The following is a 25622-nucleotide window of genomic DNA, read 5'->3' as shown; positions in this document are numbered from 1 at the left end:
GACGACTCCTTATTATTTTGTCAATTGGTAACAGGTGTTCGAAAAATGAAGAAGTTATCGGTCGGGATCCAGCCTACCTGACAATAAGGACCGAACTATGACAATCAGTGCGATAGTATTTTTAATTGTTGTATTTTAATCAAACCATCAAGTAAACGAATAAAATGCTGTCACATCCGTTACTACACCTTGAAAATCCAGAGATTTAGATTTATAATGAGAATAGAGGAATTTTATAGTATATTAGTTTAACAATTAAGTTGCGTAAATGATTTATAGTATGGAAATAAAAGTAATCTACGGAGGAACCATGAGAATAAACAGAAAAAATGCCGGTAAAGGTATTATTATTCTAAATCTCTTTACAATCTGCGTATTTTTATTGGTTATCCTCAAAATTTTGCCCTATGAATCCATCAGCGGCGGACGACTGGAGAGCTACGATGCGGCTGTTCGCACGGCAACCACCAGCATTGTGATGATGATCTATGGCATCCCGGTGATTGCAGCAGCTTCCGGGCTGGTTCGGGTGAAGGCCTATAAAAAATTCTATATCGGCTGGTTGTTTTTTGCACTGATATTGATGGCCGTGCTCTTTTTTGAAGCTTCCATAATGGGTGTGATTGTGGTCAGCTTTGGGGTACCATTAATTGCTGTGGCTGCAGGTATAATTGAGTATAAACAGTTTAAGCTGTTTTCGAAAATTTATCTTTGGCTGTCATTTGTATTTGTCTGCTTAAATACCTTGGGTAATCTGTTGGGCGCCACCTGGTTTGAGAAAATCATCATGGGCCTGGTCACCCTGGTTCAGGCAATCTTGTATTTTTACCTGGCTAGGGGAATCCAAAAAAGAAAGTCTCAGAATGGGCAATAAGCCTGGGATAAGCAATGGTGGAAAATTTTAATTCAAGCCGAATGAATCAAATAACAGCCGGTTAATGAGCAGTTAAACTGGTGCAAGTATACTTCACTCGGGTAAAAGTCAATATTCAAACCTAATTAAAAACACTTCTAGCGCTGTAACGCAATCTGGAAGTGTTTTTTAATTGACAACTGAAAAGAAAAATGCTAAGATAGTTGTCGTTGCAACATTTGTAACGACAACTATCTTTTTTAATTTGAGGTGACTAACTAATGTTAATGAACAATCTTTCTATCATCGTGCGTCACAGCAAGGTGTTTTGTGAACGACGTTTGCATGATTTTGGGGTGGGATTTCCGGAACAGGTGATCCTGATGTATTTAGTCTCGAACAATGGGGTCAATCAGGACAACATAGCTCAGCATTTTATGCTGGATAAAGGAGCAATCGCCAAAACTTTGCGAAAGCTGGAGGAAAAAGGCCTGATTAAACGCCATCAGAATCCTGAAAATAAACGTGAAAATCTAATTACCATTGTTCCGGATGGTCAAAGCATTCTGGGGGAAATGGAGGAAGCATTGAATGAATGGAATCAATACTTTTTTGAAGGTTTAAGCGACGACGAGATTCAACAATATGAACGTATTACCGAAAAAATTGCAGACAATGTGGCGAAACTAACTGAAAAAAATTGTGAGCATAATCTATAATAACGAAAGGACAGAGAATCAAATGACGAATCAGAATAAGAAAATCAGCTATGGTCTAATCATGGCGGTATATCTCCTGGGTATTTTTATGGGAGCCCTGGATACCGGCATCGTCACACCGGCACGAACGGTGATCCAAGCCAATTTATTGGTCGATGATAAAACAGGAATCTGGATGATTACCATGTACACCCTGGCTTATGCAGCAAGTATTCCAGTGATGGGAAAATTGGCGGACCGCTTCGGTAGAAAATACATTTATCTCTTGAGTATCTTTCTTTTTGGATTGGGTTCGCTATTTTGTGGGTTGTCACAGAATTTCGGAAGCTTTCCGATGCTGCTGGTGGCAAGAGCGGTTCAGGCCATTGGCGGCGGTGGCATCGTACCGGTGGCAACCGCCGAATTTGGAACCACCTTTCCCAAAGAAAAACGGGGTATGGCACTCGGTTTAGTAGGCGGCGTCTATGGGATTGCCAATATTTTTGGGGCTTCAGCCGGCAGTGCCATTCTGGATCTGGCCGGAACAGCCAATTGGCAGTATATTTTTTATATTAATGTACCGATCACCATTTTTATTCTGGTGGCAGGAGTGATTTGTCTGCCGAATACCAGAGTAGAAAATGTGAAGAAAATCGATATAGGAGGCATTACCATTGTAACCATTATGGTTCTTTGTGTCCTATACGGATTGAAGAACATTGACTTTTTTGATTTTACCAATACCTTACTGAGTACGTCGGTCTATCCTTTTCTGATAATTTTTATGTTGTTGCTTCCGGTTTTTATTCTGGTCGAGAAAAAGGCTGAAGATCCGGTTATTAATTTATCCTATTTCAAAAATAGAAATATCTTGATCACCCTGGTTTTGTCTTTCATCACCGGGGTGGTCATCATGGGGATGATTTTTGTGCCCCAATTCTGTGAAAATGCGATGAAAATAGCGACTGGAAAAGGCGGTTATTATGTAATTATTCTGGGTCTTTTTGCTGGTGTCGGGGCCCCGTTTTCGGGTAAACTCATCGATAAATTCGGCGTAAGAATTACCTTGGGATTTGGTTTTCTGGTATCGGTGATCGGTTCGCTGTTCCTGATTTTTGTGACAACTAATTATCCCAGCACCCTCACAGTAGTGATCAGTCTAATTCTAATGGGGCTGGGGATTGGCTTTACAATGGGAACACCGATCAATTATATGATGCTGGACAATACCAAAGCCGAGGAGTCCAATTCAGCCCTGGCAACCGTCTCTTTGATCCGTTCCATTGGAACGGCTGTGGCACCGGCCATTATGATTGGATTTATTGCTCACGCTGGTCTGTCGGTGCAGACTAATGTCATGAATCTGCTGCCAACCGAAGTAAATGTGCCGACCCTGCCTTATGCCCAGGAGCTGACGGATGAACTTAATCAGTTAAAAGGTAATGAAGCCATTGCTGATAAACTGGCGACCTTCACCTTACCTGATTTAACAGCTAATAAGACCATTGAAATCAATATGAGCGCTGACAGTGGCAACGAAGTACCCGAGGATTTAGTAGCAATGATGAAAGACTCTGACGTGACCACCATCACAGCAAATAGCAAAATATTCGCTGAGCGGATGTTTGCGATTATGACACCAGAGCCGATCGCCGAGATCAGTAGCGGCATCGACTCCGGTATCAATGGGTTAAATAATGGGATAACCGAATTGGATGGCAGCATTGCCGAACTCCGAACTGCCTATGATGGCATTGGCGAGGGCATTGCCGGTATGGAATCGGCTATTGCTTCGCAGGAAGAAGGACTTTCTCAGCTTTACAGTCTGCGCGTGACGATGTCGGATATGATGGCGGCTGCGGCAAAAATGGCAGCCATACCGCCGGCAACCGGGATGCCAGCGGGTGTGACGGAACCACCGGCAGCGGTTACATCAGCAATGGGTCCAGGCGCAGTAGATATCATCAGTATGATTCCGGAAAGCGTTCGAAGCCAATTATCACAAGCGATACTAGATGAACTCAGTGATATCAAAAGTATTGGTGATTTAGATGGAAAGATTTGGCAGCTGGAAAGTGCTATCGCAACCTTATCGGAACAGGTCGATACAACCCGGGCAAGTCAGGCTCAGATGCAGGTGGCCATCGATTCAATGGCAGATGTGAAAAATCAGTTAACCAATATGGTTAATCAGATGATAATCATGAAAAATGCTGTGTCGGGCGCCTTTGAAACCGCCAAGAATGATTATTTAGCAGGTATTGACAGCCGCAAGACGGTAATTGATGATGAATTCCAGAGAACTTTGAACAATGGATTCAAGCAGGTATATTTGACGGTAGCCATCGCGTCAACGTTGGCATTGATTATCCTGGCTTTTTATAAAAAACCGTCCGTGCTCGAAGCGTCTTAAAAGGGGCCAATTTTGTACCATATCAAAGGCAGAAGATAATTTATTTTCATTGATAAGAACTGACCTTCAAACTATGGAAATATAAAGAAGACTATGCTATAATAAAAAAGTAAGAATCATAGGATAAACTAAACACTTCCTGATCTGCAACACCAATCTGGAAGTGTTTTTAATTGTGTAAAAAAAGAAATGGAGCATAAATGAGTATTTTAAATGTCGAGAATCTTTCGCACGGTTTTGGCGATCGGGCGATTTTTAATCAGGTATCGTTTCGGTTGTTAAAGGGAGAGCATATCGGTTTAATTGGACCAAACGGCGAGGGTAAGTCGACCTTCATGAATATTGTTACCGACCGGCTGATGCCGGATGAGGGCAAGGTGGAATGGGCCAAAAATGTCCGGATCGGCTACCTGGATCAGCATGCCGTTTTGAAACAGGGAATGACCGTCCGGGATGTACTGACCTCGGCCTTCGATTTTCTGCTGGATATTGAAAGCCGGATCGGTTTTCTCTATGAAAAAATGGCTGAGGACAGTCCGGAAGAAGTGGAAAAGAGTCTCGAAGAAGTTGGCGACCTTCAGGAATTGCTGGAGTTTCATGACTTTTATCTGGTTGATTCAAAGGTTGAAGAAGTAGGGAATGCCCTGGGCCTCAACGACATCGGTATGGATAAGGATATCACCGAACTCAGTGGCGGCCAGCGAACCAAGGTGCTGCTGGGAAAACTGCTGCTCGAAAAACCGGATATCCTGCTGTTGGATGAACCCACCAACTATCTGGATGAACAGCATATTGAATGGTTGAAGCGCTATCTTAACGACTATGAAAATGCCTTTATTCTGATTTCTCATGATCTGCCCTTTGTCAATTCGGTGATTAATCTCATTTATCATATGGATAACCAGAAACTGACCCGGTACGTCGGCGATTACGCTAAGTTCCAGGAAGTACTGGAAGCAAAAAAAGCTCAGGAACAGGCCGCTTACAACAAACAGCAAAATGAAATTGCTGATTTAAAAGACTTTGTCGCCCGGAACAAGGCCCGGGTAGCGACCCGAAATATGGCTATGTCGCGACAGAAAAAGCTGGATAAAATGGATATCCTCGAGCTGGCCTCCGAAAAACCCAAGCCCCGGTTTAAATTTAAAGAAGCCGGTGCCACCGGTCGCCGGGTTTTTGAAACTGAAGATCTGATCATCGGTTATGATGAACCGCTGTCCAAACCTCTGAATTTAGTGATGGAACGAAAACAGAAAATTGTTTTAAAGGGCACCAACGGGATTGGCAAAACTACTCTGTTAAAAAGCATCCTGGGATTAATTCCACCAGTTGCCGGTACTGTTGAACAGGGTGAAAAATTACAAATCGGTTACTTCGAACAAGAAATGGATCAGGATATCCGCACCAGCTGCATTGACGAGGTATGGAATGAGTTCCCGTCCCTGAATCAGAATGAGGTGCGTTCGGCTCTGGCCCAATGCGGTCTGACTCGAAAGCATATTGAAAGCATGGTCAAGGTTTTAAGCGGTGGTGAACAGGCCAAGGTTCGGCTGTGTAAACTGATCAACCGGGAAACCAATATTCTGATTCTGGATGAGCCCACCAATCATCTCGATGTTGATGCCAAAGCCGAATTGCAGCGGGCCTTAGAAGCTTATAATGGCGGCATCCTGATGGTCTGCCATGAACCGGAATTTTATGAAAGTTTTGTTAATGAAGTCTGGGATTGTTCCCAGTGGACCACCAAATCGTTTTAAATCACTCAAGACCAGAATGGGGAGCAGCCGTTCTGGTTTTTTTATTGAAAAAACCTTGACGATGCAAGCTGGCAGAACCGTCATATGAAATCAGTAAAGTGTTGGTTGATAGCAGCGACCTGGTTCAGTGATAAATGATTAAATCAGTAAATCATGGCATCTTGGTTCAGAATCATTTATAATAGAAACAAAACAAATGAAGAGGAGCAATTTGGGTGATAAAGGATGAAAAAAGAAACAAAAGAAAAGAATAACCAGAACAAAAAGAATAACCAGAAGAAAAACAAAAAAAAGATAGATTTGGAAAACATCGCGATCGCATTGGATGAAATTTCAGTGTCATTAAAAAGCATCGCCCTTTTGTTGGAAACGAATCAGTCGATGCCTTTAAATAATCAGGACCATCAGCTTTATCAGGGCATCGCTAGTATAATGTATGTGGGAAATCAACTAAAAGAAGCAACTCATGAATCGGAATGCAATATGCCGGTTGATCACTTGCTGATCATGAAAGACTCTGTAAAATTAGATGTCGAAGAAAAATATGAGGATGCCAGGATTGCCTTAACGGATTTTTTAGCAACGATTCATATCAATTTTCAGCATTCTCAAAAGAAATTGATCATTGATAATGATTTGGATACAATTGCTAATTTGTTTGGCCGAAAATACAATGAATTATCACCATTGATGAATAACATTAAAGGAAATATAGAGAAGAGAACATCGTTTTCATTGTGTTTAAAAAATTATGCGCAATCGACCGTTGGCATCATTTGTCAAGCGGCGCTGTGCCTGTTAAATACCTCGTTACTGGCGGAATACGTCTATCGAAAGTCACCCTCTTTTCTTTTGACGGCCAGGCCCAATACAGGGGAGGCCGTACGTGATTTTTTTTGCGGTGAATGGTTGGAACGCTATCTTGTTTCAATCACTCGTAAGGTTATTCGGAATCTAGCCGATGAATTAAAACGACCGGTTTGCTTTCATATTTTTGAACAGAGTAGAATTACATTGCCAAAGAACAGTATCATTGATCTGGATCTGGTTATTAAAATCAATGATCTTTTTTATTGGGTGACGTATCAATCGGGAAGCTATCGGAGAAACATTGCGCATCATGATCTGTTTATCAATAAACAACGTTTTGACTATGGTAATGCCTATGTTGTGATTGGTGAATTTCAGAAGAACGAACCGTCATCCACAGACAAATCTACCAGTATGCCGGTCCATTCACTTTCTAACTTTGAGACCTGTTTTAAAGAACGTTTGCGAAAGCAGATTCTGAGAAAAGCACGTTAAAAATGGATAAAGCAATTTAGAAAGAACGAAGAAGGAGAAAAAGATGCGTTTAAAAGTTATTGTCGATAATAACACCACCATCGACGAATATTATTGGGGTGAGCCCGGGGTCTGTTATTATATTGAAGACGGGCCAGATGCTTTTTTATTCGATGTGGGATACTCAGATCTGGTAATCAGAAATGCCGCAGCCATGAATATTGATTTAAATAAGGTCAATACGATTGTGCTTTCCCATGGCCATGATGATCATACCCGGGGATTAAAAAGTCTGTTGGATGTTAGGAGAAAAAAGCCTTTTCAGATCATTGCCCATCATCATGCCGTGAATTACAAAGAATGCGACGGTCTGAAAATATCAGCCCCCTTTACCCGAGCAGAACTGGCAGAAAAATGCCAGTTGAAGCTCACCCGGACTCCGGTAAAGGTTACCGAAAACATCACCTTTCTGGGCGAAATCCCCCGGGTACTGGCTTTTGAAAAACCGGAGTCGATTGGAAAACAGCAGCTGGGTGACGACCTGACCGATGATTATCTATTAGATGATTCCGCCCTGGTTTATCACGGCGATGCGGGGATTTTCATTATCACCGGTTGTTCCCACAGCGGCATCTGTAATATTATTGAATATGCCAAAGCTGTCACTGGAGACCACCGGATCTGTGGTGTTATCGGCGGTTTCCATCTTTTTGAGGTCAATGACCGAGTGGTACAGACGCTTGAGTATTTTAAGAACAATCAAATCAAGCAGATCTACCCCTGCCACTGCACCGCTTTTTCTGTCAAGGCGGCCATCCACGCACACATTCCCATCATCGAGGTTGGGGTCGGCCTGGAGCTGAACTGGTAATAAAGGAAAATCACAAAATCAATCGTTTTGGAGTAATAATCGTGAAAAAACCGGATAAGCAAATTTCTTTGCAAACCATTGGCGCAGTTGAAGACCTGATCTTTGGAGCTAAATCGCTGGTGCAAAATAAATATCGGGAAACCGTGAATACCGACTATGCGTTTTTTATGGAAGCTGAAATTGAGACGGCTCTGATGGCTATTCCCATTGAACGCATCAATGAAGCAGGGCTGGGAATCCGCACCGCGGTCATCCGCGAGGCCGGTGTCGATAACATGGCTCAGCTTCTGAAGATGAGTAAAAAGGAGCTAATCAAAATCCAGGGCGTTGGGGAGCATAGTGCCTTTCAGGCGATGGCGGTAGCCCAAAACTTTGAGGAATCTCTTCGTAAAACGCATTTTCCCAGGCTAAAGCCGGAGGCACCGACAGTGTTTTCCGACCGACTGGTCAAAAATCTGTATTGTCTGCTCCAGAGTAAAGCGGATTATGAAATCTGCAAAACCATCCTGAATGAATTTGAGAACCATCTTTATCAGGAACTTGAGCAGGCTCGGCGGATCCCGAAGGCATTCCGCTGGCTTTTCACCGGCGGTCAGAAAAAAGAAGAAGCCCTTCAATCGTTGAATAATTTAACCCGCTTTCTTGATAGTGATGCTGGCCGCGATCTGGATCAGGCGGTTAAGCATTACCGCTTGATTCAAGAAACACCGCTGTCAGAAGTTTGGCTGGATTTTACCAGCAATGCCGCTGCGTACTATGCCTTGCTGGAAGTCATTACCGGTGTTAAAGCAGACCGACAAAAACGCCAGGGCGATCTGCCCCAGGAACTGGTTGAGCGGGTGGAAGCCTTGAGCTTGAACACAGCGCTGATGAAATCCTCGCTACGGGGGTATCAGGAATTCGGGGCGAAGTATGCCCTGGTCCAGAAAAATACCCTCCTTGGGGATGAAATGGGTCTGGGGAAAACCCTGGAAGCCATTGCTGCGATGGCTCATCTTCAGGCAGCCGGAAAAACCCATTTTATGGTAGTATGCCCCGCCAGCGTGCTGATCAACTGGGATCGGGAAATTGTCCTGCACAGCCAGCTTACATCCTATTCCATCCATGGGTCAGATCGGGAAATGCGCTTAACGGAATGGGCAGAAAAAGGTGGAGTGGCGGTGACTACTTACGAAACGCTTAAGGTCATTGTGATCCCGGTGGAGATTTCTGTGGATCTGCTGGTGGCTGATGAAGCCCATTATGTCAAGAATCCTGAGGCGAAAAGGTCGCAAGCCGTGTATCAGCTGGTGAAGCGGGCGGAGTCGGTTCTTTTCATGACGGGAACTCCGCTTGAAAACAACCTTCAGGAAATGAGCAGTCTGATACTAAGACTTAATCCGGAGATTGCCGAAAAAATCAGTCAGAAGGATGTGCTAACTAATGAGTATCAGTTCCGGGTTTTGATTGCACCAGTTTATTTGCGACGTAACCGGGATGATGTCCTTAACGAACTGCCGGAGCTTATTCAAAAAGATCAGTGGGTGGATTTTGGCCTCCAGGAAGAAAAAGATTATCGTCTGGCCGTCTTAGCGGGTCAATTTATGCAGATGCGCCGGGTGGCCTGGACAGGCGTAGGGGTAAAAGATTGTCCTAAGCTCAAGCGGCTGCTGGAAATTTGCGCGGAGGCAAAGGAAAACGGACGTAAAATATTGATCTTTTCTTTTTTTCGGGATGTGATCGATACTCTCAGGCAGGCCTTGGTTGAGAGGTCTCTAGAACCGATAACCGGCAGCGTCACCCCGACCAGGCGTCAGGCGATCATCGATGATTTCAGCACCGCCCCGCCGGGTACCGCCTTGATCTGTCAGATACAGGCCGGGGGTGTAGGTCTGAATATTCAAATGGCCAGTGTGGTGATCATCTGCGAGCCCCAGATCAAACCAGCTCTGGAGACCCAGGCGATCTCCCGGGCTTATCGGATGGGACAAACCCATACCGTTTTTGTATACCGTCTTCTCACTGATGACAGTGTGGACGAACAGATGATGACAATTCTTCAGAATAAACAACAGCTTTTTGACTCCTACGCCCGGGATTCGGTGATTGCCGAATCGAGCTATCAGGCCGTAGATGTTTCAGAAAAATCCCTGATTGATGAGATTTTAAGAGTAGAACGAAAGCGTTTGAACGGATCGTAAAAAACGGCACGTCACAATAAATTACCAAATCGCCTCAGGCTGAAAGAAAACTGGCAGGATTGATTAAGATTGAAGGTATAATGATGAGAAAAAAAATTCAGGTCTTGTTGCTGTTGGTGCTAATTATTTTGATCAGCACCGGATGTTTTCCGCAAAAAAAAGACATTCTGGTGGGAAAATGGCAACGGGTTGAGTCAGACAATATGTTTAATGGTCTGGTTGTCAATGTGGAGGCGCTAGATGATGGTTATCGAGGGTTGATCCTTGAAATGAGCCCTGAAATGGAAAGCATCGGCTATCGTATCGGTGACACCAAATGGAAAAATGTGAAAAAACTGAAATCTGGTTTATATGTTTTTGAAGATCTTGGGAAAAATACCGAGACGAAAGAAACCTTATGGTTTGAAATGAATATGAATATCAGTCTCGAAGATCCTGATACAATGACAATAACCAGCGTGGCAAATACCGGTGAGGTGGGATCAGTCCAAACCTGGAAACGGGTGCCGCCGCCAGTATAAAGTTTATAGATTATTAGATGAAAAACTGTAAACACGTAGAAGTAAAAAAATCGAGGTGATGAGAATGTCTTTCCTTGCGGAGTATGAAGATTTAATCCAGGATATCAATGAAGACATCGAAGCGGGTGTGATCACAACCAATGATTACATAAAAGTTGTCCGAAAAAGAAAAACGAAAGGAAATGACTATCAGCCGATTACGGATTACTATTATGCCAGTTGTCAACCAATGGTAAAATATTCGGAAATGCGTGTCAGTGAAGTGTTACAGGAATTGGTACTGAGAAACATGCTGAGAAAATAAATCAGCAGAAATTTGAGAAAAATCAATAAGAGCAAAAAAAGAACCAGCCTGTTGCTATTAAAGAACAGGCTGACATAAAGTGTGGGGTATTATAATTGAGGATAGAAAAAGACTCATTCACACTTGAATCTGATGCGGAAATAGATATTTTTATGGCTATATTATCAATCGATAACAGGGATAACAACCATAATTAATTTACAAATTTGGATCGGCTAAACGGCGGTTCAAGGCAATAAAGCGTATTGTCTTCAACTTCATTGGTCATTTCTGGGCGGTCAGGTTTGCATTGATACAATTTGCGAATCAGATCATTATAAACCCATTCCAGATTGTCCAGTTCTTCAAGAAGGGTAAGGGTGTCGGCGATGACCTCAGCGGCCTGAGTATAATCGGAATTTTTTGATAGTCGATCATATTCTTTTTTACTGATTACATCAATCATTTGGCATGTTCGAGATTCGGCTTTATCGGCGGCAAAAAGTTTGATTCCTTTATCAAAATTCTCCTGCGACAGATTATCCAGGTCTTTACAAAGCTCCCTGATTTTTCCAAGTAATTTTTTTGAGATCATAAGGTTCCTCTTTTCGTGTTTTTTTAATGATACCATCTTTTAAAAATACGTCAAGGATAAAACATTGTTATTTGCTTCCAACACATGGTTGAATATTAAAAAGAACACAATAAAGGACGTTTATATGCTTAAGTTTCAATACTGGACAAAAAAAGCGTCTAATTTATTTGTAAATAATCTTTTGCCCAGCAAAGAGAATAATTATTTAATCAGTTCTAAACATTTTATTAACCAGGCGATATAGGAATCCTCTCGCAAAATGGCGCCCAATAAAACGGCATAATCTCCAAAATCTTTTGTCCCAAATTGTGGAACGTTGCTAAAAACTTTTACCATAGTATTTTCGAGATATTCTTTTTTGTAATTGTGTTTAAGCAACTGACTGTTAAGATGTCTTTCATAGTCCGATGGAGCCATAAAATCACTAAAAAAAGTTCTCAGTCTAAATACATCTTTAGGTGTTACCCCTAAAGGTTCATCCCGTAACAGCCATTCAACAAATTCAGCATGTCCCTTTGGCGTAATAGTATATAGTTTTTTCTCCATTTTTTCACCCTGAACAATAAGTTCAAAGGAAATAAGCTCTTCATCCAATAATCGTTTTAATTCCGGATATACCTGGCTGTGTTTCGCATGCCAAAAATTTGCCATGATTCGTTTCTCAAATTCTTTGGAAATATCATATCCTGTTATGGGGCCTCGATCAATTAATCCGAGCAGTGCGTATTTTAATGTTCTCATATGTATTCCCCTTTCAAAGTTTGTACAGATAATTCATACACAATTTAATATTTTAGCACAACTAAATAAAGATAGATAGAACTATATGTAAGCTTCAGGGCAAAATAGTTTGTATTATCAGACAAGACAATCTTTATAACGTTCAAATGTAAGTGCATACTGCAATAAAATATTATATTTGAAATCGATGACATAATCAAGAGAAATATGTATTTCTTAAAATGTTTAATATAACATGTAACTGTTGACATGATTAGCGAACTGTGATAAATTAATAACATAAAATACAAACAATTTACTAAAAAACTTTGAAATGAACTGGGTAATATTTTAGCAAGGAGGACAATTTTATGGCTAAATTTATTTCGGCAGCAGAAGCAGCTAAGTTAATTCCAGATGGAGCAACAGTAGGTGTGGCTGGAATGGGACTTGCAGGCTGGCCAGAAGAAGTAGCAGTGGCGATTGCCGACAACTTTAAAGAAACCGGCCACCCCTGTAACCTTTCGATGAAACAAGGAAGTGCCATGGGTGACTGGCGCGAAAGAGGTATGACCCGTTTGGGACTGGAAGGTTTGGTTACAAAATGGTCGGCTGCTCATATTGGTTCAGCTTTTGCCATGAACGACCTGGTACGGGCAGAAAAACTGGCCTGTCATTGTTTGCCACAAGGTGTAATCGTTAATCTATGGCGGGAAATTGCGGCTAAACGACCTGGTTTGATAACAAAAGTGGGATTAGGTACCTTTGTTGATCCACGTTTAGAAGGCGGCAAAATGAATAAGGTCACCACTGAGGATCTGGTTGAACTGATTGAATTTAACGGTGAAGAATACCTGTTCTATAAATCTTTTAAGCTGGATGTGGCGATGCTGCGGGGGACAACTGCAGATGAAAATGGCAACATTACCTTTGAAAATGAAGGCCCTATCAATGAAGGTCTGGCAGTTGCCCAGGCGGCTAAAAACAGCGGTGGAATTGTCATTGTTCAAGTGGAATATCAGGCGCTAAAAAACACCTTAAAGCCGAAGGACGTAAAAATACCGGGCGCACTGGTTGATTATGTGGTGGTAGCCACCGATAAAAATGCGTGTTGGCAGACTGAAGGTCTGTACTATGAACCGGCTTTTGCAGGGAATCTGAGAAAACCACTGAGTGCTATTCCAATCCTGCCACTGACCGAAAGAAAAGTCATGGCCAGACGAGCAGCTATGGAACTGTCAAAAGGCGATCTCGTGAATCTTGGAGTTGGTATTCCTTCCGATGTAGCCAGTATTGTCTCAGAAGCCGGTTATATTGAAAAAATTACGATGACAACTGAAATTGGCGGGTTCGGCGGTATTCCTGCAAGTCTCCCAAATTTTGGAAGTTCGTACAATGCTGAAGCCAATATTGATCATGGTTCGATGTTTGATTTATATGACGGTGGCGGAATTGATGTGGCCATACTTGGTTTGGCCCAAGCTGATGAAGCGGGTAATATCAATGTCAGTAAATTTACTATCCCAGGCTTGGGCGACCGATTAACGGGACCCGGCGGATTTATCAACATTACTCAAAGCACCCACAAGGTAGTTTTTGCGGGATCTTTCAATGCAAAATGTGAAGTGGATGTAAGTGACGGAAAATTGATAATTAAAAAAGAGGGCAAAGGAAAAAAATTCTTAAAAGAAGTTGAACAAATCACCTTTAGTGGGAAATATGCCGCTGAAAACGAACAGGAAATCCTTTACGTGACAGAACGATGTGTATTTAAACTCATTGGTGGAAAAATGACGGTTATTGAAGTGGCACCTGGTATTGACCTTGAAAAAGATATCCTCAATCAGATGGATTTCAGACCCGAGGTTTCAGCAGATCTTAAAGAAATGGATCCGAGTTTGTTTTCTGAAAAATGGAATGGACTTGACACAATTATGGGCAAGTAATTGTTGCCTGGGTTGAGGAAGTGATGGATGTGGAACTAATAAGGCAGACAATGAATTCTTTTTTAAATAAAAGAGTTGAAAAAACACCGGATAAGATTGCCATCGTCTTTGAGGATGATGCTTATACATGGTTGGAAATGGATCGGTTATCGGATGGCATTGCCCTGTTATTGCTGAAATCCGGAGTAGCCAAAGGAACTCATGTCGGCATCTGGAGTCTGAACAGTCCACTGTTTATGCTTTATACTTTGGCGCTGGCAAAAATTGGCGCGGTGATTGTACTGATCAATACCCGGTGTCATCAGTCTGAACTGGAAGATCTCTTAGTCTATGCTGAAGTAACCACCTTATGCTATGGAGAAGATACGAATACACTTAAATTTTCAGAGATGATCGAACTGCTCGACAGAAAACGACTCTCGTTATTATCGAAAACAGTTGCTATGGGAAAGAATAAAAATGACATTTCTGAGCGATTCAAAAAGAAGATAGTTGACGATGACGATCTGACACTACTCGACAGCGCCAAGAAAAAGGTCTTGCCAGAAGATGTGCTGGGTATCTTATTCACCTCAGGAACAACATCTGCGGCTAAAGGCGTTATGCTTAGTCATTTTGCCACGATCAATATTGCCATCGAAACGGTAACGCAGATGCATTGGAACGAAGCCGACAAAAGTTGTCTGGGAATTCCATTATTTCATTGCTTTGGGCTTTCGTCAGGATTCATGGCCGCTATTTATGCCGGCATTCAGATCTATTTGCTTGAGAGCAATAAAACCATCCGGGTTTTAAAATGTGTGGAACAGAACCAATGCACCATTTATAATGGCGTGCCAACCATGTTTATGGCGATGATCAAACATCCCCGGTTTGAAACCTACAAGCTCAGTTCATTAAACAGCGGCATCATTGCCGGGTCTTATGTGAACGCTAACGACTATCTGACCATCTGTGAGAAATTGGGAATGGAAAAACTACAGATGTCTTACGGTCAGACCGAGGCATCGCCGAGTATTACCTTCTCGAATTATGATGACAGCACCCTTTATAAAAGTCGCTCGGTGGGAAAAGTGATCCCTCATGTCGAGCTAAAAATTATGGCAGCTAATCAGAATGAAATCTGTATTAAAGGCTACAACACCATGCTGGGCTATTATAAACTGGAAGCAGAAACGCAAAAAGCCATCGATGCTGAGGGCTGGCTTCACACCGGTGATCTCGGTTATTTAGATGATGATGGAAATCTTTGTATTACGGGACGGTTAAAAGAAATGATCGTCCGCGGCGGTGAAAATATCTCCCCGTATGAAATTGAAAACCACATAAAAAATTTTCCATACGTCGCCGATGTCAAAGTCATCGGAATTGAAGCCGAAGTGCTTCAGGAAGAAATTGCCGCCTGTATTGTTACCGATGGCCGAAAAAAATTAAGCGAGACGGAAATGCGGGAATTCTTAAGTCAGCACCTGGCGGCTTATAAAATCCCCAAGTATTTTATCTTTTTAAAGAAGTTTCCGATAAATGCCAGCGGTAAAATAGTTCTTGATGAACTGAAAAATCAGATCAAGACAATTATTAATGAAAATAAAAATTAATTGCACTAGGAGGAAAAAATGTATTTCAGTGAACAAAATAAAATGATTCGAAAATTGGCAAGAGATTTTGCTCAAAAAGAATTAACAAATGAAATATTGGATGAAGTGGAAGAATCAGGTGAATTTCCCCAGGAGATTCTTGATAAAATGGCGAAATTTGGTTTCTTTGGGATTAAGATTCCCAAGTCATTAGGTGGATCCGGTGGAGATCACATGTCTTATGTCATTTGTATGGAAGAGTTTGCCCGGGTTAGTGGGGTGGCCAGCGTGTATTTGTCAGCACCTAACTCATTGGCTGGCGGTCCATTGCTACTGTCCGGAACTGATGAACAAATCGAAAAATATCTGAAACCAATTATCACTGGCAAGAAAAAACTGGCCTTTGCCTTAACTGAACCGGGAGCCGGTTCGGATGCTGGGGGGATGACTACCACTGCCGTAGATATGGGCGATTATTACCTCTTAAACGGACGAAAAACATTTATCACCATGGCACCCCTCTGTGATGATGCCGTTATCTACGCCAAAACAGATATGTCAAAAGGGACCCGCGGTATTTCAGCATTTATTGTTGACTTAAAATCTGAAGGGGTTTCGCTTGGGAAAAACGAGCATAAAATGGGTCTGATCGGTTGTGCCACATCAGATATTATTATGGAAGATGTGAAAGTTCCGAAAGAAAATCGCTTGGGCGAAGTCAACAAAGGTTTCAGTAATGCTATGAAAACGCTGGACGTCGGAAGACTTGGAGTAGCATCACAATCCATTGGTGTGGCTCAGGGTGCTTTAGACGAAGCCATTAAATATGCCAAAGAAAGAAAACAATTCGGCAAACGGATTGCCGATTTCCAGGCTATCGCTTTTATGATCGCCGATATGGCTACCAAACTGGAAGCGGCCAAGCTATTGGTTTACAATGCCGCCAGCTTGATGGATAATAAGCAGAATGCCTCAAAAGAAGCGTCCATGGCTAAGTTTTACGCTTCAGAAATCTGTAATGAAATCTGTGCCAAAGCGGTCCAGATTCACGGCGGATACGGCTTTATCAAAGACTATAAGGTTGAACGTATGTATCGTGACTGTCGCGTATTTACCATCTACGAAGGAACCTCTCAGGTTCAACAGATGGTTATTTCCGGCATGCTGTTGAAGAAATAGAGACTAAGAAAGGAACTAAATATAGATGAGAATTCTAGTTTGTGCAAAACAAGTACCGGATACGAATGAGGTAAAAATCGATCCGAAAACAGGAACAATGATCCGTGAAGGTGTGCCAAGTATTTTAAACCCCGATGATGCCAACGCGTTAGAAGCAGCACTGGTAATTAAAGACGAAAACCCGGGATCCGAAGTTATTGTCATGACCATGGGACCACCCCAGGCAGCGGAAATGCTGAGAGAATGTCTGGCCATGGGTGCGGATGAAGCCTATTTATTAAGCGATCGCGCTTTTGGAGGCGCCGATACCTGGGCAACATCAGCCACCCTGGCAGCAGGGATTAAGAAAGTCAAAAAAGTTGACCTGGTTCTGGCCGGGAGACAAGCCATCGATGGCGACACCGCTCAGGTTGGCTCACAAATTGCCCAACGGTTGAAAATGCCAGTGGTGACCTATGTTGAAGATATCAAAATCGAAGATAAAAATGCCATTGTTCACCGCCAAATGGAAGACGGCTATGAAGTTATTGAAGTTCAGATGCCCTGTCTTTTGACCTGTGTGAAAGAACTTAATCAACCCCGATATATGAGTATCGGAGGAATTATGGATGCTTACGAACAACCAATCACTACCTGGAATCATGCAGACATCGGGTTGACACCCGAAGCCTGTGGCCTGAATGCCTCCCCAACTCAGGTGTTCCGTTCGTTTACCCCGCCAGCAAAGGGTGTCGGTGAAATGATCACTGGGACCACCGTTAGCGAAATTGCCGGCAGCCTGGTTTCCAAGCTTAAACAAAAGCACATAATCTAGAAAGGACAAATAAAAATGGCGATTAAAGTAATAGATGAAAAATGTATCGGATGTTCAAAATGTCAGAAAAGCTGTCCTTTTGATGCGATCACGATTGAAAATAAAATAGCGGTGATTGGCGACGCGTGTACCAATTGCGGAACCTGTATCGATGTTTGTCCCACTGACGCGATTCTCCAGGAAGGCACCGAAAAAATTGTCCGGGACCTGAGCATGTACAGAGGGGTCTGGGTTTTTGCGGAACAACGAGCTGGAAAAATCATGCCGGTTGTATTTGAATTGCTGGGCGAAGGCAAAAAACTGGCCAATGAAATCGGCACCGAACTGTCGGCGATTCTCTGCGGCAGCAATGTGGCCGGATTAGCTGACGAATTGTTTGCCTATGGCGCTGACAAGGTCTATCTGGCTGATGCCCCAGAACTGGAAAAATATACCACCGACGGCTATTCCAAAGTGATCAACGAAGCCATCGGAGTGTATAAACCAGAAATTGTATTATATGGCGCTACCCATATTGGTCGCGATCTGGCTCCATGTCTGGCTGTTAAAGTCAACACTGGTTTGACCGCTGACTGTACTAAACTGGAAATTGACCCTGATGATAAAAAAATCAGACAGACCCGACCAGCCTTTGGCGGAAACCTGATGGCAACGATTGTCTGCCCGGGCAGCCGTCCGCAGATGTCGACAGTCCGACCTGGGGTTATGGACAAAGCCGCCTATGATCCAAGTAAAAAAGGCGAGGTCATTAAACTGAACGCCGTCTTTGCCGAAGGCGATATCCGGACTAAGGTGCTGGAGATTGTTAAAACAACCACCGACAACATTTCCATTTCCGACGCTGATTTTATCGTATCCGGTGGAATGGGACTGGGCAAACCTGAAGGTTTACTCTTACTGAAACAACTGGCTGATAAACTGGGCGGTACTGTGGCCACATCAAGAGCCTGTGTCGATGCCGGATGGGCTGATCATGCCATCCAGGTAGGTCAGACTGGAACCACTGTTAAACCTCAGATTTACTTCGCCTGCGGTATTTCCGGCGCCATTCAGCATATTGCCGGGATGCAGGAATCAGATTTGATCATTGCCATTAACAAAAACGAAAATGCTCCTATTTTCGAAGTAGCCGATTATGGTATTGTCGGGGATCTCTATAAAGTGATTCCTGCTATCATTGAAGAATTAGACAAGCTTGGTAAATAATTAACATCTAAATTATTTCCTCTTAACAGCGAGTTGCAGATAACCTGTAACTCGCTGTTTTTTTACACTTGATAAATAGGTAGTAAAGGGGGGAATCATTATTGCGAATTAAATTTTTGAAAACTAATTGTTATGACACGTTGTTGCTAGTTGCCATGCAAGAAATATGGAATAATCCATCGACATTTTTCTTTGATTGTGGTATCTTAATCATATGCGATGATGCAAACGAGTAAAAACAAAATGGCACGAAATCAGAGATCTTAAGGAATTGCTGCCAATCTCAACGATTCATCAAAATACAGTTTGAAATGGAGAAGAAAATGAAGCGAATATCAAAGTTTTTATCGCTGCTAATGGTTGCGTCGATGTTGTCGATGCTGATTCCGGTCTCAGCGTTAGCTGCCGGTGAAGCGGTAAATGAACAAGCTGCGGCCAGCGAATTAGGCCTGGTTTTAGTAACAACTGAAACAGCCGATACAGAGACTGCTTTAACAGCGGAAACAGCCAACAGTAACGAAATTGCCCCGCTGCCCGCGGTCGCTGAAATAACAGCTTCTGCCGATAATAACCTCGAAACCAATGTCGATTCTGAGCAACTGGTTATCTCAACAATTGAACCGGAAACGTTTGAAACCGCAGCAGCTACATATTTGTGCTTAACTCAGAATGGCGTGATCATCGATGTCCTGGCCACCAATACCGGATCCGATTATGCATTTGATGCAGTAACCAATGAACTGACATTAAATAATTTTATGGGCGAAAAGCTTAATGTCAAATCGACAACAGTTCCGTTTAAACTGGTCCTGCTGGGTACCAATATTATTAAAACCGATAATGGTTTTGCCGTTAAAGTTGAAGGTGATATGAATGCCAGCGGGACGGGCGCGCTGATTGCCGAAGGACATGCGACCCCTGATATAATGGGGGGCGGCATCAACGTCGTTGGGAATCTGGTGATTGACAGTGGGACCTATGATGTCGCAGCCGTCGGATATGAAAGCTCCAGCTCAGCGGTTGGAATCCTGGCCGGTGATAATGCTGAAGTTATGACAATGGGTAATCTCACCATTAACGATGGGAACATCGATGTGACCGCTTATAATAGCGATTATGCCGGGGCCTTTGGTTTGTTTGCTTTTGGCGATCTGGTCGTCAATGGTGGAAATATTAAGGCTTTCACCGATAGTCCAACCAGTTACAGCCGTGGTATCGGAGCCTATGATAAACTGGTATTCAATGGCGGATATACTGTCGTCGAGTCGATTGCTGATCATGGCGATGCCGGCGCGTTATTCTCCTATAATAAGATTATCATTAACAATGGTATTCTTGATTTATGCACATCCGGAGCTGTCGCCAAAGCCCTCGTGGCCGAAGGGGGCATTGATATCAGTGGGATTTATGGGGATGTTGACCGTGATGCGGCCTGTTTGTATCTTGAACCGCTTTCGGCTCAAACGTTTAAAAAACAGCATGCCAGTTCAGCTAATCCCAAAACCGGGGTGGACACCAGCGCATCGGAAGCTGCCGTGGCGGGAGCAGCACTGATCATGCTGATCGGACTTGCTGTTGCTGTTGGTAAAAGAGAGGCGCAGGCCTGAAATTTTGCGAGTAGATGACTGAATCTACAATTATCGACACTGTACAGCGGCCGTTCTGGCCGCTTTTCTTTTATGGATCTGAAAAAAATAATTTTTGGGAGCGCAAAAAAAGATGGAAATCATCGAAAATGTTTATCAGCTTGATTGTGCCAGCCATGGTCATGTATTTTTTATTCGTGCGGATGAAGGAATTCTCATCGATACGGGTATGCCAGGCTTGGCAGAGAAGATTCTGGCAGAACTGGAAGCTCTGGACGGAGCGGTTCAGACGATAAAAAAGATCCTTCTGACTCACCACGATATTGATCATATCGGCAATACTAAAGCCTTGCAGGAAGCCACTCAGGCTGAGGTGTGGGCGCCTCAGGAAGATGTCCCCTACATTATGGGTGAAAAAAATCGACCAGGAATCAAACGAATCCTGCAAACAATAGTCCGCCCTCCCAAGCCCACTATTTCTGGCAGCTATCAGGCCAATCAAAGTTTTGGGGAGGTTCGGGTGATTCATGCCCCAGGCCATACACCGGGACACACAATTTTTCAATATCGAAAGGTATTGTTTATTGGGGATTTATTTCAGGAGGTCAGGGGAAAATTAGACCTGTTGCCGCGCTTTTTAGTCTGGGATAAAGAGGAAGCTACGCGATCGATTTCAATCATCAAAGAGCTCCAATACGATTGGATTTGCCCCTCACATGGGATGCCAATAAAAAGAGGCACCGCAACGGAAGAATTTTTAAAAAACTATTAGAGAGATTTTAGACCCGCCGTGATACCATGGTCAGCAATACAAAATTGAAACGATAAAGTGGCCTAAATTTGACTTCGCAATGATGAAATTTTTCCCCGAATATGGTATGATCATCTCGGCAACAGTTTAACGAAGACGTTATTATTAAATGAAAGGAGCTCGTGTCAGCAGTTTCAGATTTAGAGATCAGCTGATGCGATGTGAAAATGATGGTTACTTATATTCACGAAATCGAACTGCATAAGGGCATTGAGGCGGCGATGAAGGCTTTGAATCAGGCCGATGTCGTCATCGGGAAGAATCAGGATCGGGAAGACAGTTTAAAAGAAATTCACCTGCTGATGGATATCGACAGCGTGCAGGATATAAAAATTACCATGGCCATGCCAACCGGGCTGGAAACCCTGGTGGACTACGTCCTGGAAATTGTTGAAGGCACCAAGGATTTTGAAAAGGACATGTATGGTTATACCTATCATGATCTGTTTTCCAAAAACATTGATTTTGTCATCAATAAACTAAAAGAAGATCCCGGAACCAGACAGGCGATGTTGCATGTCGCCAATCAGGAGGCCGCCAGACTAAATCATCCACCCTGCCTGCAGCTCATTCATTACACCGTTAAGGAGGGCAAATTAAATACCGACGTGGTATTTAGAAGTAATGATGGGGTTAAGGCAGTCGCCATGAATATTTTCGCCCTCATCGAACTGTCAAGAATGATTGCCAGAGAAGCAGGGATCAACGAACTGGGTTCCTATACCCATCATGCCCTGAGTTTTCATGCCTACAGCCGGGATTGGAAAGCCCTGGAAGGATATTGCAAATCTTTTGATGAGCGAGATTGCACCATTGATTATGAAGATTACCTGGAAGCCTATGAAGATTATGCGGATGAATGCCGAGAAAAAAGTATTGAACTGAAAAATGCCCAGGAGAAAAAGAAGCATTAGTACAGTTTACAGAAATAGAATAGCTAAACAGCCCTTAAATAACAGATGACTATTTGAGGGCTGTTTCAAATTACGCCGAAACGGGTTTAATCAGCACCGGTATTTTGATAATTCAATTTGAACCCCATTGGTTGTCACGGCCAGCAGCAATTCCAGAAATTGTTCGGTCGGCAGGTCTTTGTCATTGGCATACCATTTTGCAATCGTACTGAGTATCGCCGCACTCTGGTATTCCATTAAATAGCTTACTTCCAGTAGTTCCCGGGGTGTCAGTTTTTTATACATCGAAAGCACCGTCGGAGTGAGTTTCGTTAAGACCTTTTGCCTGAAGTGGGGATCGCCGTTTTCTCCCAGTAAAACCGGGAGATAAGTCTTGTTTTTTTCAAAAAATTCGAGAATTGATTTTAAAATGGCTTTCTTGCGATGATCATGAAAAAGATTACCGTAAAAGAGATTTTTTATAACGATTTTTTTAAAATCTTCGACCGTAATGGTTGTCTCTTCAATTTCTTCCAGAATTTCATAGGCATCTTTAAAATAAACATAAAAAGTCGAGCGATTGTAGCCGGCTACGTCACAGATTTCCTTGACAGTGATCTTCTCAATGCTTTTTTTGCAATATAACAGCCAAAACGCATCAATCAAGTTTTGGCGGGTAACTTTGGCAGTGGTTGATAAAGTCGTCTTCATGTCAGTTTTACCTCGTTCACGGGATCATTCATTTTGATTATAAACGAAGCCGCTGGGATAAACAAGAAAATCCAACAGCTTGAAATAGACTGTTGGTTGAATTTAATAAGGACCAGGGCTAAAATGAGGATAGTAAACATAAAGAGAGGGAACGGAAAATGAAAATAGAAGTCTGTGAAGTCAATAAATCATTTAAACAACAGCAGGTTCTCAATCAGATCAGTTTGATAATTGAGGGTGGCCGGATCTTTTGTCTGCTGGGGGCATCCGGTTCAGGTAAAACAACCTTGCTGCGAATCATGATGGGTGCGATACCCGCTGATGCTGGAAGCGTAACAGTCGGTGGTATCGCCGTGCCAAACCGCCAACTGCTAGCCGAGATGGGCTATATGCCGCAAAATGAAGCGCTGTATGAAGAGTTATCAGCCTGGGAAAATCTGAAGTTTTTTGCCGGGCTGCAGCGACAAAGTCGTAAAACATTTGCAGCAAATGCTGAAGCACTGCTCGAGATTGTCGATATGGCAGCGTGTAAAAATAAACTGATCCGTGATTGTTCCGGGGGAATGAAAAAACGAATATCATTGGCGGTTGCCTTGATTCACAAACCGAAGTTGCTGGTGCTCGATGAGCCAACAGTAGGGGTTGACCCGGTGCTGCGCCGCAAAATTTGGCTTTATCTCAGACAGCTGCGAAATGAAGGAACCACCATTGTGGTGACTACCCATGTTATGGATGAGGTTACCCAATGTGATGATGCCGCCTTGCTTCGCAATGGTCATATCATTGCCCGGGATACGGTTAAAAATTTAATCGACCAGACTCCCGACGGAAACATTGAAGAGTTGTTTTTTATCGACCATCAGTCAGAAGCGGAGGCGCCATTATGTTAAGTATTGTCAAACGGATTCTGGGTCAAATGAAAAACGATAAGCGATCATTGGGATTGCTCTTACTTGCGCCGCTGCTGGTTTTAACGCTGCTATTTTTTATTCTCAGCGATGCCAGCTATGTGCCGAAGTTGGCCGTCTATGATATGAACGAAAAATTTGTCGCAGAGCTTGAGAACCATGCCACGGTGATCGAAGAAACAGAAAAACCTGAAACCGCAGATTATCTGGAGGCTAATGGAATCGATGCGCTGATCTGGAGCGACAGCGCGGGAACACACATTGAATTGCTGGAGAAAAATTCCAAATCCGTCGCCGCTCTGGAAGCCATTCAGGATACCAATAAAGCTTTGCAGCCAACCCAAAATGAGTTGATTATTGATTATGTCTATGAATCAGCGGGGGATAACCAGCTGGATTCGCTCTCCTTTGTTTTTCTGGGCGTGATCTCATTTTTCTTTGTCTTTATTCTTTCGGGGATGTCATTTGTCCGCGAGCGGTTTGGACAGACCTTAGAACGGATGCTGATGACCCCGATCAGACGGATCGATGTCATCGCGGGTTATACCCTGGGCTATGGTTTGCTGGCTGCAGTTCAAAGTGTGGTGATTATCTTGTACGCTGTTTATGTGTTGCAGCTGCAGGTGGAAGGATCGGTGGCCTTGTGTACCTTAGTCATGATCCTGATGGCATTTTCGGCGGTTTCAGTGGGCGCGCTGGTATCGATTTTTGCCAACAATGAATTACAATTGGTTCAGTTTATTCCGGTGATCATCATTCCGCAGATCTTTTTTTCCGGACTGATCCCGATTGACACCATTCCTTTTGGACTGGGAAACCTCTGTTACCTCACGCCAATTTATTATGGCTGTACAGCCCTGGAAATGATTATGATTCAAGGTAAGGGGATTGTCGAGATATGGCCCTGGTTAGTGGGATCGGTCGTCTTTATTGGGGTGCTGTTTTTAGCGAATGTGACCGCATTAAAGAAATACCGCCGGCTCTAAACTTGTGATGGCGTATCAAACCTGAGTTTGATACGCTTTTTTGATGGGAGAGTTAGATTTAGTCCACAACCATCATGATTTTATGATATCATTCACTTGTAATGTTTTTAAATAGCATTTTATAACAGCCCAAAATAAAGTCAGAAAGAAGAATAATATGTTAAATCAGGAATACATTGAAGCACAAACGATTATGAATCAGGCCAAAAAAGATCTGGAGACCATTTTTGACCAGGTTAAACCGCAAACACCAGAAGATCAGGAAGCGCATAACAGCTTATTGAGACTGATTGATCAATTAAAAATCATGGATGCTTACTACAATCATTTAAAAACAGCTAAAATCGAAGCCTTGTCTCCAAATGAAAAGCTGTTTGTCAATCTCATCAAGAAAAACAAAGAAAACCTTAAATAGATCGGTCATCAGTGATTGCTATGGTACTTCCGTTTAAATCGACAGTATTTATCAGGTCAAGCTTTATGAAAGTAGATCAGCAAAAAGATAATCATTGATGCGATCAATCAGTTCCCGTGGTCTGATCATTTGATCAATGATTTCCCGGGTCTGCGTCACATCGTCGGTAATAATGTTATCAACGCCGATTTTCACCATTTTCTCGGTTGATTCTTGAGAATCGACGGTCCAGGCTAAAACTTCTTTATTTTCCCGATGGATGGCAGTAACGATCTCTGGAGTGACGAAGGATGACTCGATGCTGTAGATATCGACCGGCAGTTTTTGAATATCACCAATAGCCAAGGCGGTAATGTAAGCCCGTTTCAGCTCAGGAGCCACCGAGCCAACCTTTTCCAAGGTGGGGTAATCCAAG

General features: G+C 43.0%; 24 protein-coding genes. 20 read left to right on the top strand and 4 right to left on the bottom strand.

Annotated features, from left to right (window positions below):
• Window positions 1–310: 310 nt before the first annotated feature.
• The 9 genes from ACEW8F_RS02190 (at window position 311) to ACEW8F_RS02150 (ending at window position 10881) form a co-directional block, all read left to right on the top strand.
• Window positions 311–874, top strand: coding sequence for a hypothetical protein (locus tag ACEW8F_RS02190; RefSeq protein ID WP_373481836.1), 564 nt, complete (start codon window positions 311–313; stop codon window positions 872–874).
• Between the two features lie 260 nt (window positions 875–1134).
• Entirely contained in the window at window positions 1135–1572 is a 438-nt protein-coding gene (locus ACEW8F_RS02185; RefSeq protein WP_373481835.1) for a MarR family winged helix-turn-helix transcriptional regulator, read from the top strand.
• 22 nt (window positions 1573–1594) lie between these two features.
• A complete protein-coding gene (locus ACEW8F_RS02180; protein ID WP_373481834.1) occupies window positions 1595–3964 on the top strand; it encodes an MFS transporter in 2370 nt (789 codons plus the stop codon).
• Window positions 3965–4164: 200 nt separating this feature from the next.
• A complete protein-coding gene (locus ACEW8F_RS02175) occupies window positions 4165–5721 on the top strand; it encodes an ABC-F family ATP-binding cassette domain-containing protein (RefSeq protein WP_373481833.1) in 1557 nt (518 codons plus the stop codon).
• Window positions 5722–5946: 225 nt separating this feature from the next.
• Window positions 5947–7026: a hypothetical protein gene (locus tag ACEW8F_RS02170; protein ID WP_373481832.1), complete on the top strand. Its 1080-nt coding sequence runs from the start codon at window positions 5947–5949 to the stop codon at window positions 7024–7026.
• Between the two features lie 43 nt (window positions 7027–7069).
• Window positions 7070–7876, top strand: coding sequence for an MBL fold metallo-hydrolase (locus tag ACEW8F_RS02165; RefSeq protein ID WP_373481831.1), 807 nt, complete (start codon window positions 7070–7072; stop codon window positions 7874–7876).
• 41 nt (window positions 7877–7917) lie between these two features.
• Window positions 7918–10056 carry a DEAD/DEAH box helicase gene (locus tag ACEW8F_RS02160; RefSeq protein ID WP_373481830.1) on the top strand — a complete coding sequence of 713 codons (2139 nt, stop codon included), beginning with the start codon at window positions 7918–7920 and terminating at the stop codon, window positions 10054–10056.
• Between the two features lie 80 nt (window positions 10057–10136).
• Window positions 10137–10577 carry a hypothetical protein gene (locus ACEW8F_RS02155; RefSeq protein WP_373481829.1) on the top strand — a complete coding sequence of 147 codons (441 nt, stop codon included), beginning with the start codon at window positions 10137–10139 and terminating at the stop codon, window positions 10575–10577.
• Window positions 10578–10641: 64 nt separating this feature from the next.
• Window positions 10642–10881, top strand: a complete 240-nt coding sequence (locus ACEW8F_RS02150) for a hypothetical protein (RefSeq protein WP_373481828.1) — start codon at window positions 10642–10644, stop codon at window positions 10879–10881.
• A gap of 193 nt (window positions 10882–11074) precedes the next feature.
• Here ACEW8F_RS02150 and ACEW8F_RS02145 read toward each other — a convergent pair whose 3' ends face one another.
• Both ACEW8F_RS02145 and ACEW8F_RS02140 read right to left on the bottom strand, forming a co-directional pair.
• Window positions 11075–11455 (bottom strand): hypothetical protein, encoded by a 381-nt coding sequence (locus ACEW8F_RS02145; protein WP_373481827.1) that lies wholly within the window; start codon window positions 11453–11455, stop codon window positions 11075–11077.
• A gap of 201 nt (window positions 11456–11656) precedes the next feature.
• On the bottom strand, window positions 11657–12196 hold the full coding sequence (locus tag ACEW8F_RS02140) for a PadR family transcriptional regulator (RefSeq protein ID WP_373481826.1): 540 nt from the start codon (window positions 12194–12196) through the stop codon (window positions 11657–11659).
• 350 nt (window positions 12197–12546) lie between these two features.
• Here ACEW8F_RS02140 and ACEW8F_RS02135 point away from each other — a divergent pair, with 350 nt between their 5' ends.
• The 8 genes from ACEW8F_RS02135 to ACEW8F_RS02100 all read left to right on the top strand — a co-directional run bounded on the left by ACEW8F_RS02135 (window position 12547) and on the right by ACEW8F_RS02100 (window position 22208).
• Window positions 12547–14121 carry an acyl CoA:acetate/3-ketoacid CoA transferase gene (locus ACEW8F_RS02135; RefSeq protein WP_373481825.1) on the top strand — a complete coding sequence of 525 codons (1575 nt, stop codon included), beginning with the start codon at window positions 12547–12549 and terminating at the stop codon, window positions 14119–14121.
• Between the two features lie 23 nt (window positions 14122–14144).
• Window positions 14145–15719 (top strand): AMP-binding protein, encoded by a 1575-nt coding sequence (locus ACEW8F_RS02130; protein WP_373481824.1) that lies wholly within the window; start codon window positions 14145–14147, stop codon window positions 15717–15719.
• An 18-nt stretch (window positions 15720–15737) separates the two neighbouring features.
• On the top strand, window positions 15738–16877 hold the full coding sequence (gene carC / locus ACEW8F_RS02125; protein WP_373481823.1) for a caffeyl-CoA reductase-Etf complex subunit CarC: 1140 nt from the start codon (window positions 15738–15740) through the stop codon (window positions 16875–16877).
• A gap of 25 nt (window positions 16878–16902) precedes the next feature.
• Complete coding sequence (carD, locus tag ACEW8F_RS02120; RefSeq protein WP_373481822.1) at window positions 16903–17691, top strand: caffeyl-CoA reductase-Etf complex subunit CarD; 789 nt, start codon at window positions 16903–16905, stop codon at window positions 17689–17691.
• A 15-nt stretch (window positions 17692–17706) separates the two neighbouring features.
• Window positions 17707–18897, top strand: a complete 1191-nt coding sequence (gene carE, locus ACEW8F_RS02115) for a caffeyl-CoA reductase-Etf complex subunit CarE (protein WP_373481821.1) — start codon at window positions 17707–17709, stop codon at window positions 18895–18897.
• 323 nt (window positions 18898–19220) lie between these two features.
• Window positions 19221–20504 carry an LPXTG cell wall anchor domain-containing protein gene (locus ACEW8F_RS02110; RefSeq protein ID WP_373481820.1) on the top strand — a complete coding sequence of 428 codons (1284 nt, stop codon included), beginning with the start codon at window positions 19221–19223 and terminating at the stop codon, window positions 20502–20504.
• Window positions 20505–20616: 112 nt separating this feature from the next.
• Window positions 20617–21255, top strand: a complete 639-nt coding sequence (locus tag ACEW8F_RS02105) for an MBL fold metallo-hydrolase (protein WP_373481819.1) — start codon at window positions 20617–20619, stop codon at window positions 21253–21255.
• A gap of 206 nt (window positions 21256–21461) precedes the next feature.
• Window positions 21462–22208, top strand: a complete 747-nt coding sequence (locus ACEW8F_RS02100) for a thymidylate synthase (RefSeq protein WP_373481818.1) — start codon at window positions 21462–21464, stop codon at window positions 22206–22208.
• A gap of 90 nt (window positions 22209–22298) precedes the next feature.
• Here the strand turns inward: ACEW8F_RS02100 and ACEW8F_RS02095 are convergent, their stop codons facing one another.
• Window positions 22299–22898, bottom strand: a complete 600-nt coding sequence (locus tag ACEW8F_RS02095; protein WP_373481817.1) for a TetR/AcrR family transcriptional regulator — start codon at window positions 22896–22898, stop codon at window positions 22299–22301.
• Window positions 22899–23056: 158 nt separating this feature from the next.
• On the opposite strand from ACEW8F_RS02095, the gene ACEW8F_RS02090 reads away from it, so the two are divergent.
• The 3 genes from ACEW8F_RS02090 to ACEW8F_RS02080 all read left to right on the top strand — a co-directional run bounded on the left by ACEW8F_RS02090 (window position 23057) and on the right by ACEW8F_RS02080 (window position 25207).
• Entirely contained in the window at window positions 23057–23788 is a 732-nt protein-coding gene (locus tag ACEW8F_RS02090; protein WP_373481816.1) for an ABC transporter ATP-binding protein, read from the top strand.
• Window positions 23782–24792 (top strand): ABC transporter permease, encoded by a 1011-nt coding sequence (locus ACEW8F_RS02085; protein ID WP_373481815.1) that lies wholly within the window; start codon window positions 23782–23784, stop codon window positions 24790–24792. The genes ACEW8F_RS02090 and ACEW8F_RS02085 overlap by 7 nt, the downstream gene beginning before the upstream one ends.
• Window positions 24793–24949: 157 nt before the next feature.
• Window positions 24950–25207 (top strand): hypothetical protein, encoded by a 258-nt coding sequence (locus ACEW8F_RS02080; RefSeq protein WP_373481814.1) that lies wholly within the window; start codon window positions 24950–24952, stop codon window positions 25205–25207.
• 63 nt (window positions 25208–25270) lie between these two features.
• Here ACEW8F_RS02080 and ACEW8F_RS02075 read toward each other — a convergent pair.
• On the bottom strand, window positions 25271–25622 hold a 352-nt coding region (locus ACEW8F_RS02075), incomplete at its 5' end, for a glycerophosphodiester phosphodiesterase family protein (protein ID WP_373481813.1).

This window comes from Acetobacterium sp., from assembly GCF_041752335.1.
In the GTDB taxonomy this organism is placed as follows: Bacteria; Bacillota; Clostridia; order Eubacteriales; family Eubacteriaceae; genus Acetobacterium.
This window is presented reverse-complemented; position numbering and strand designations above follow the sequence as displayed.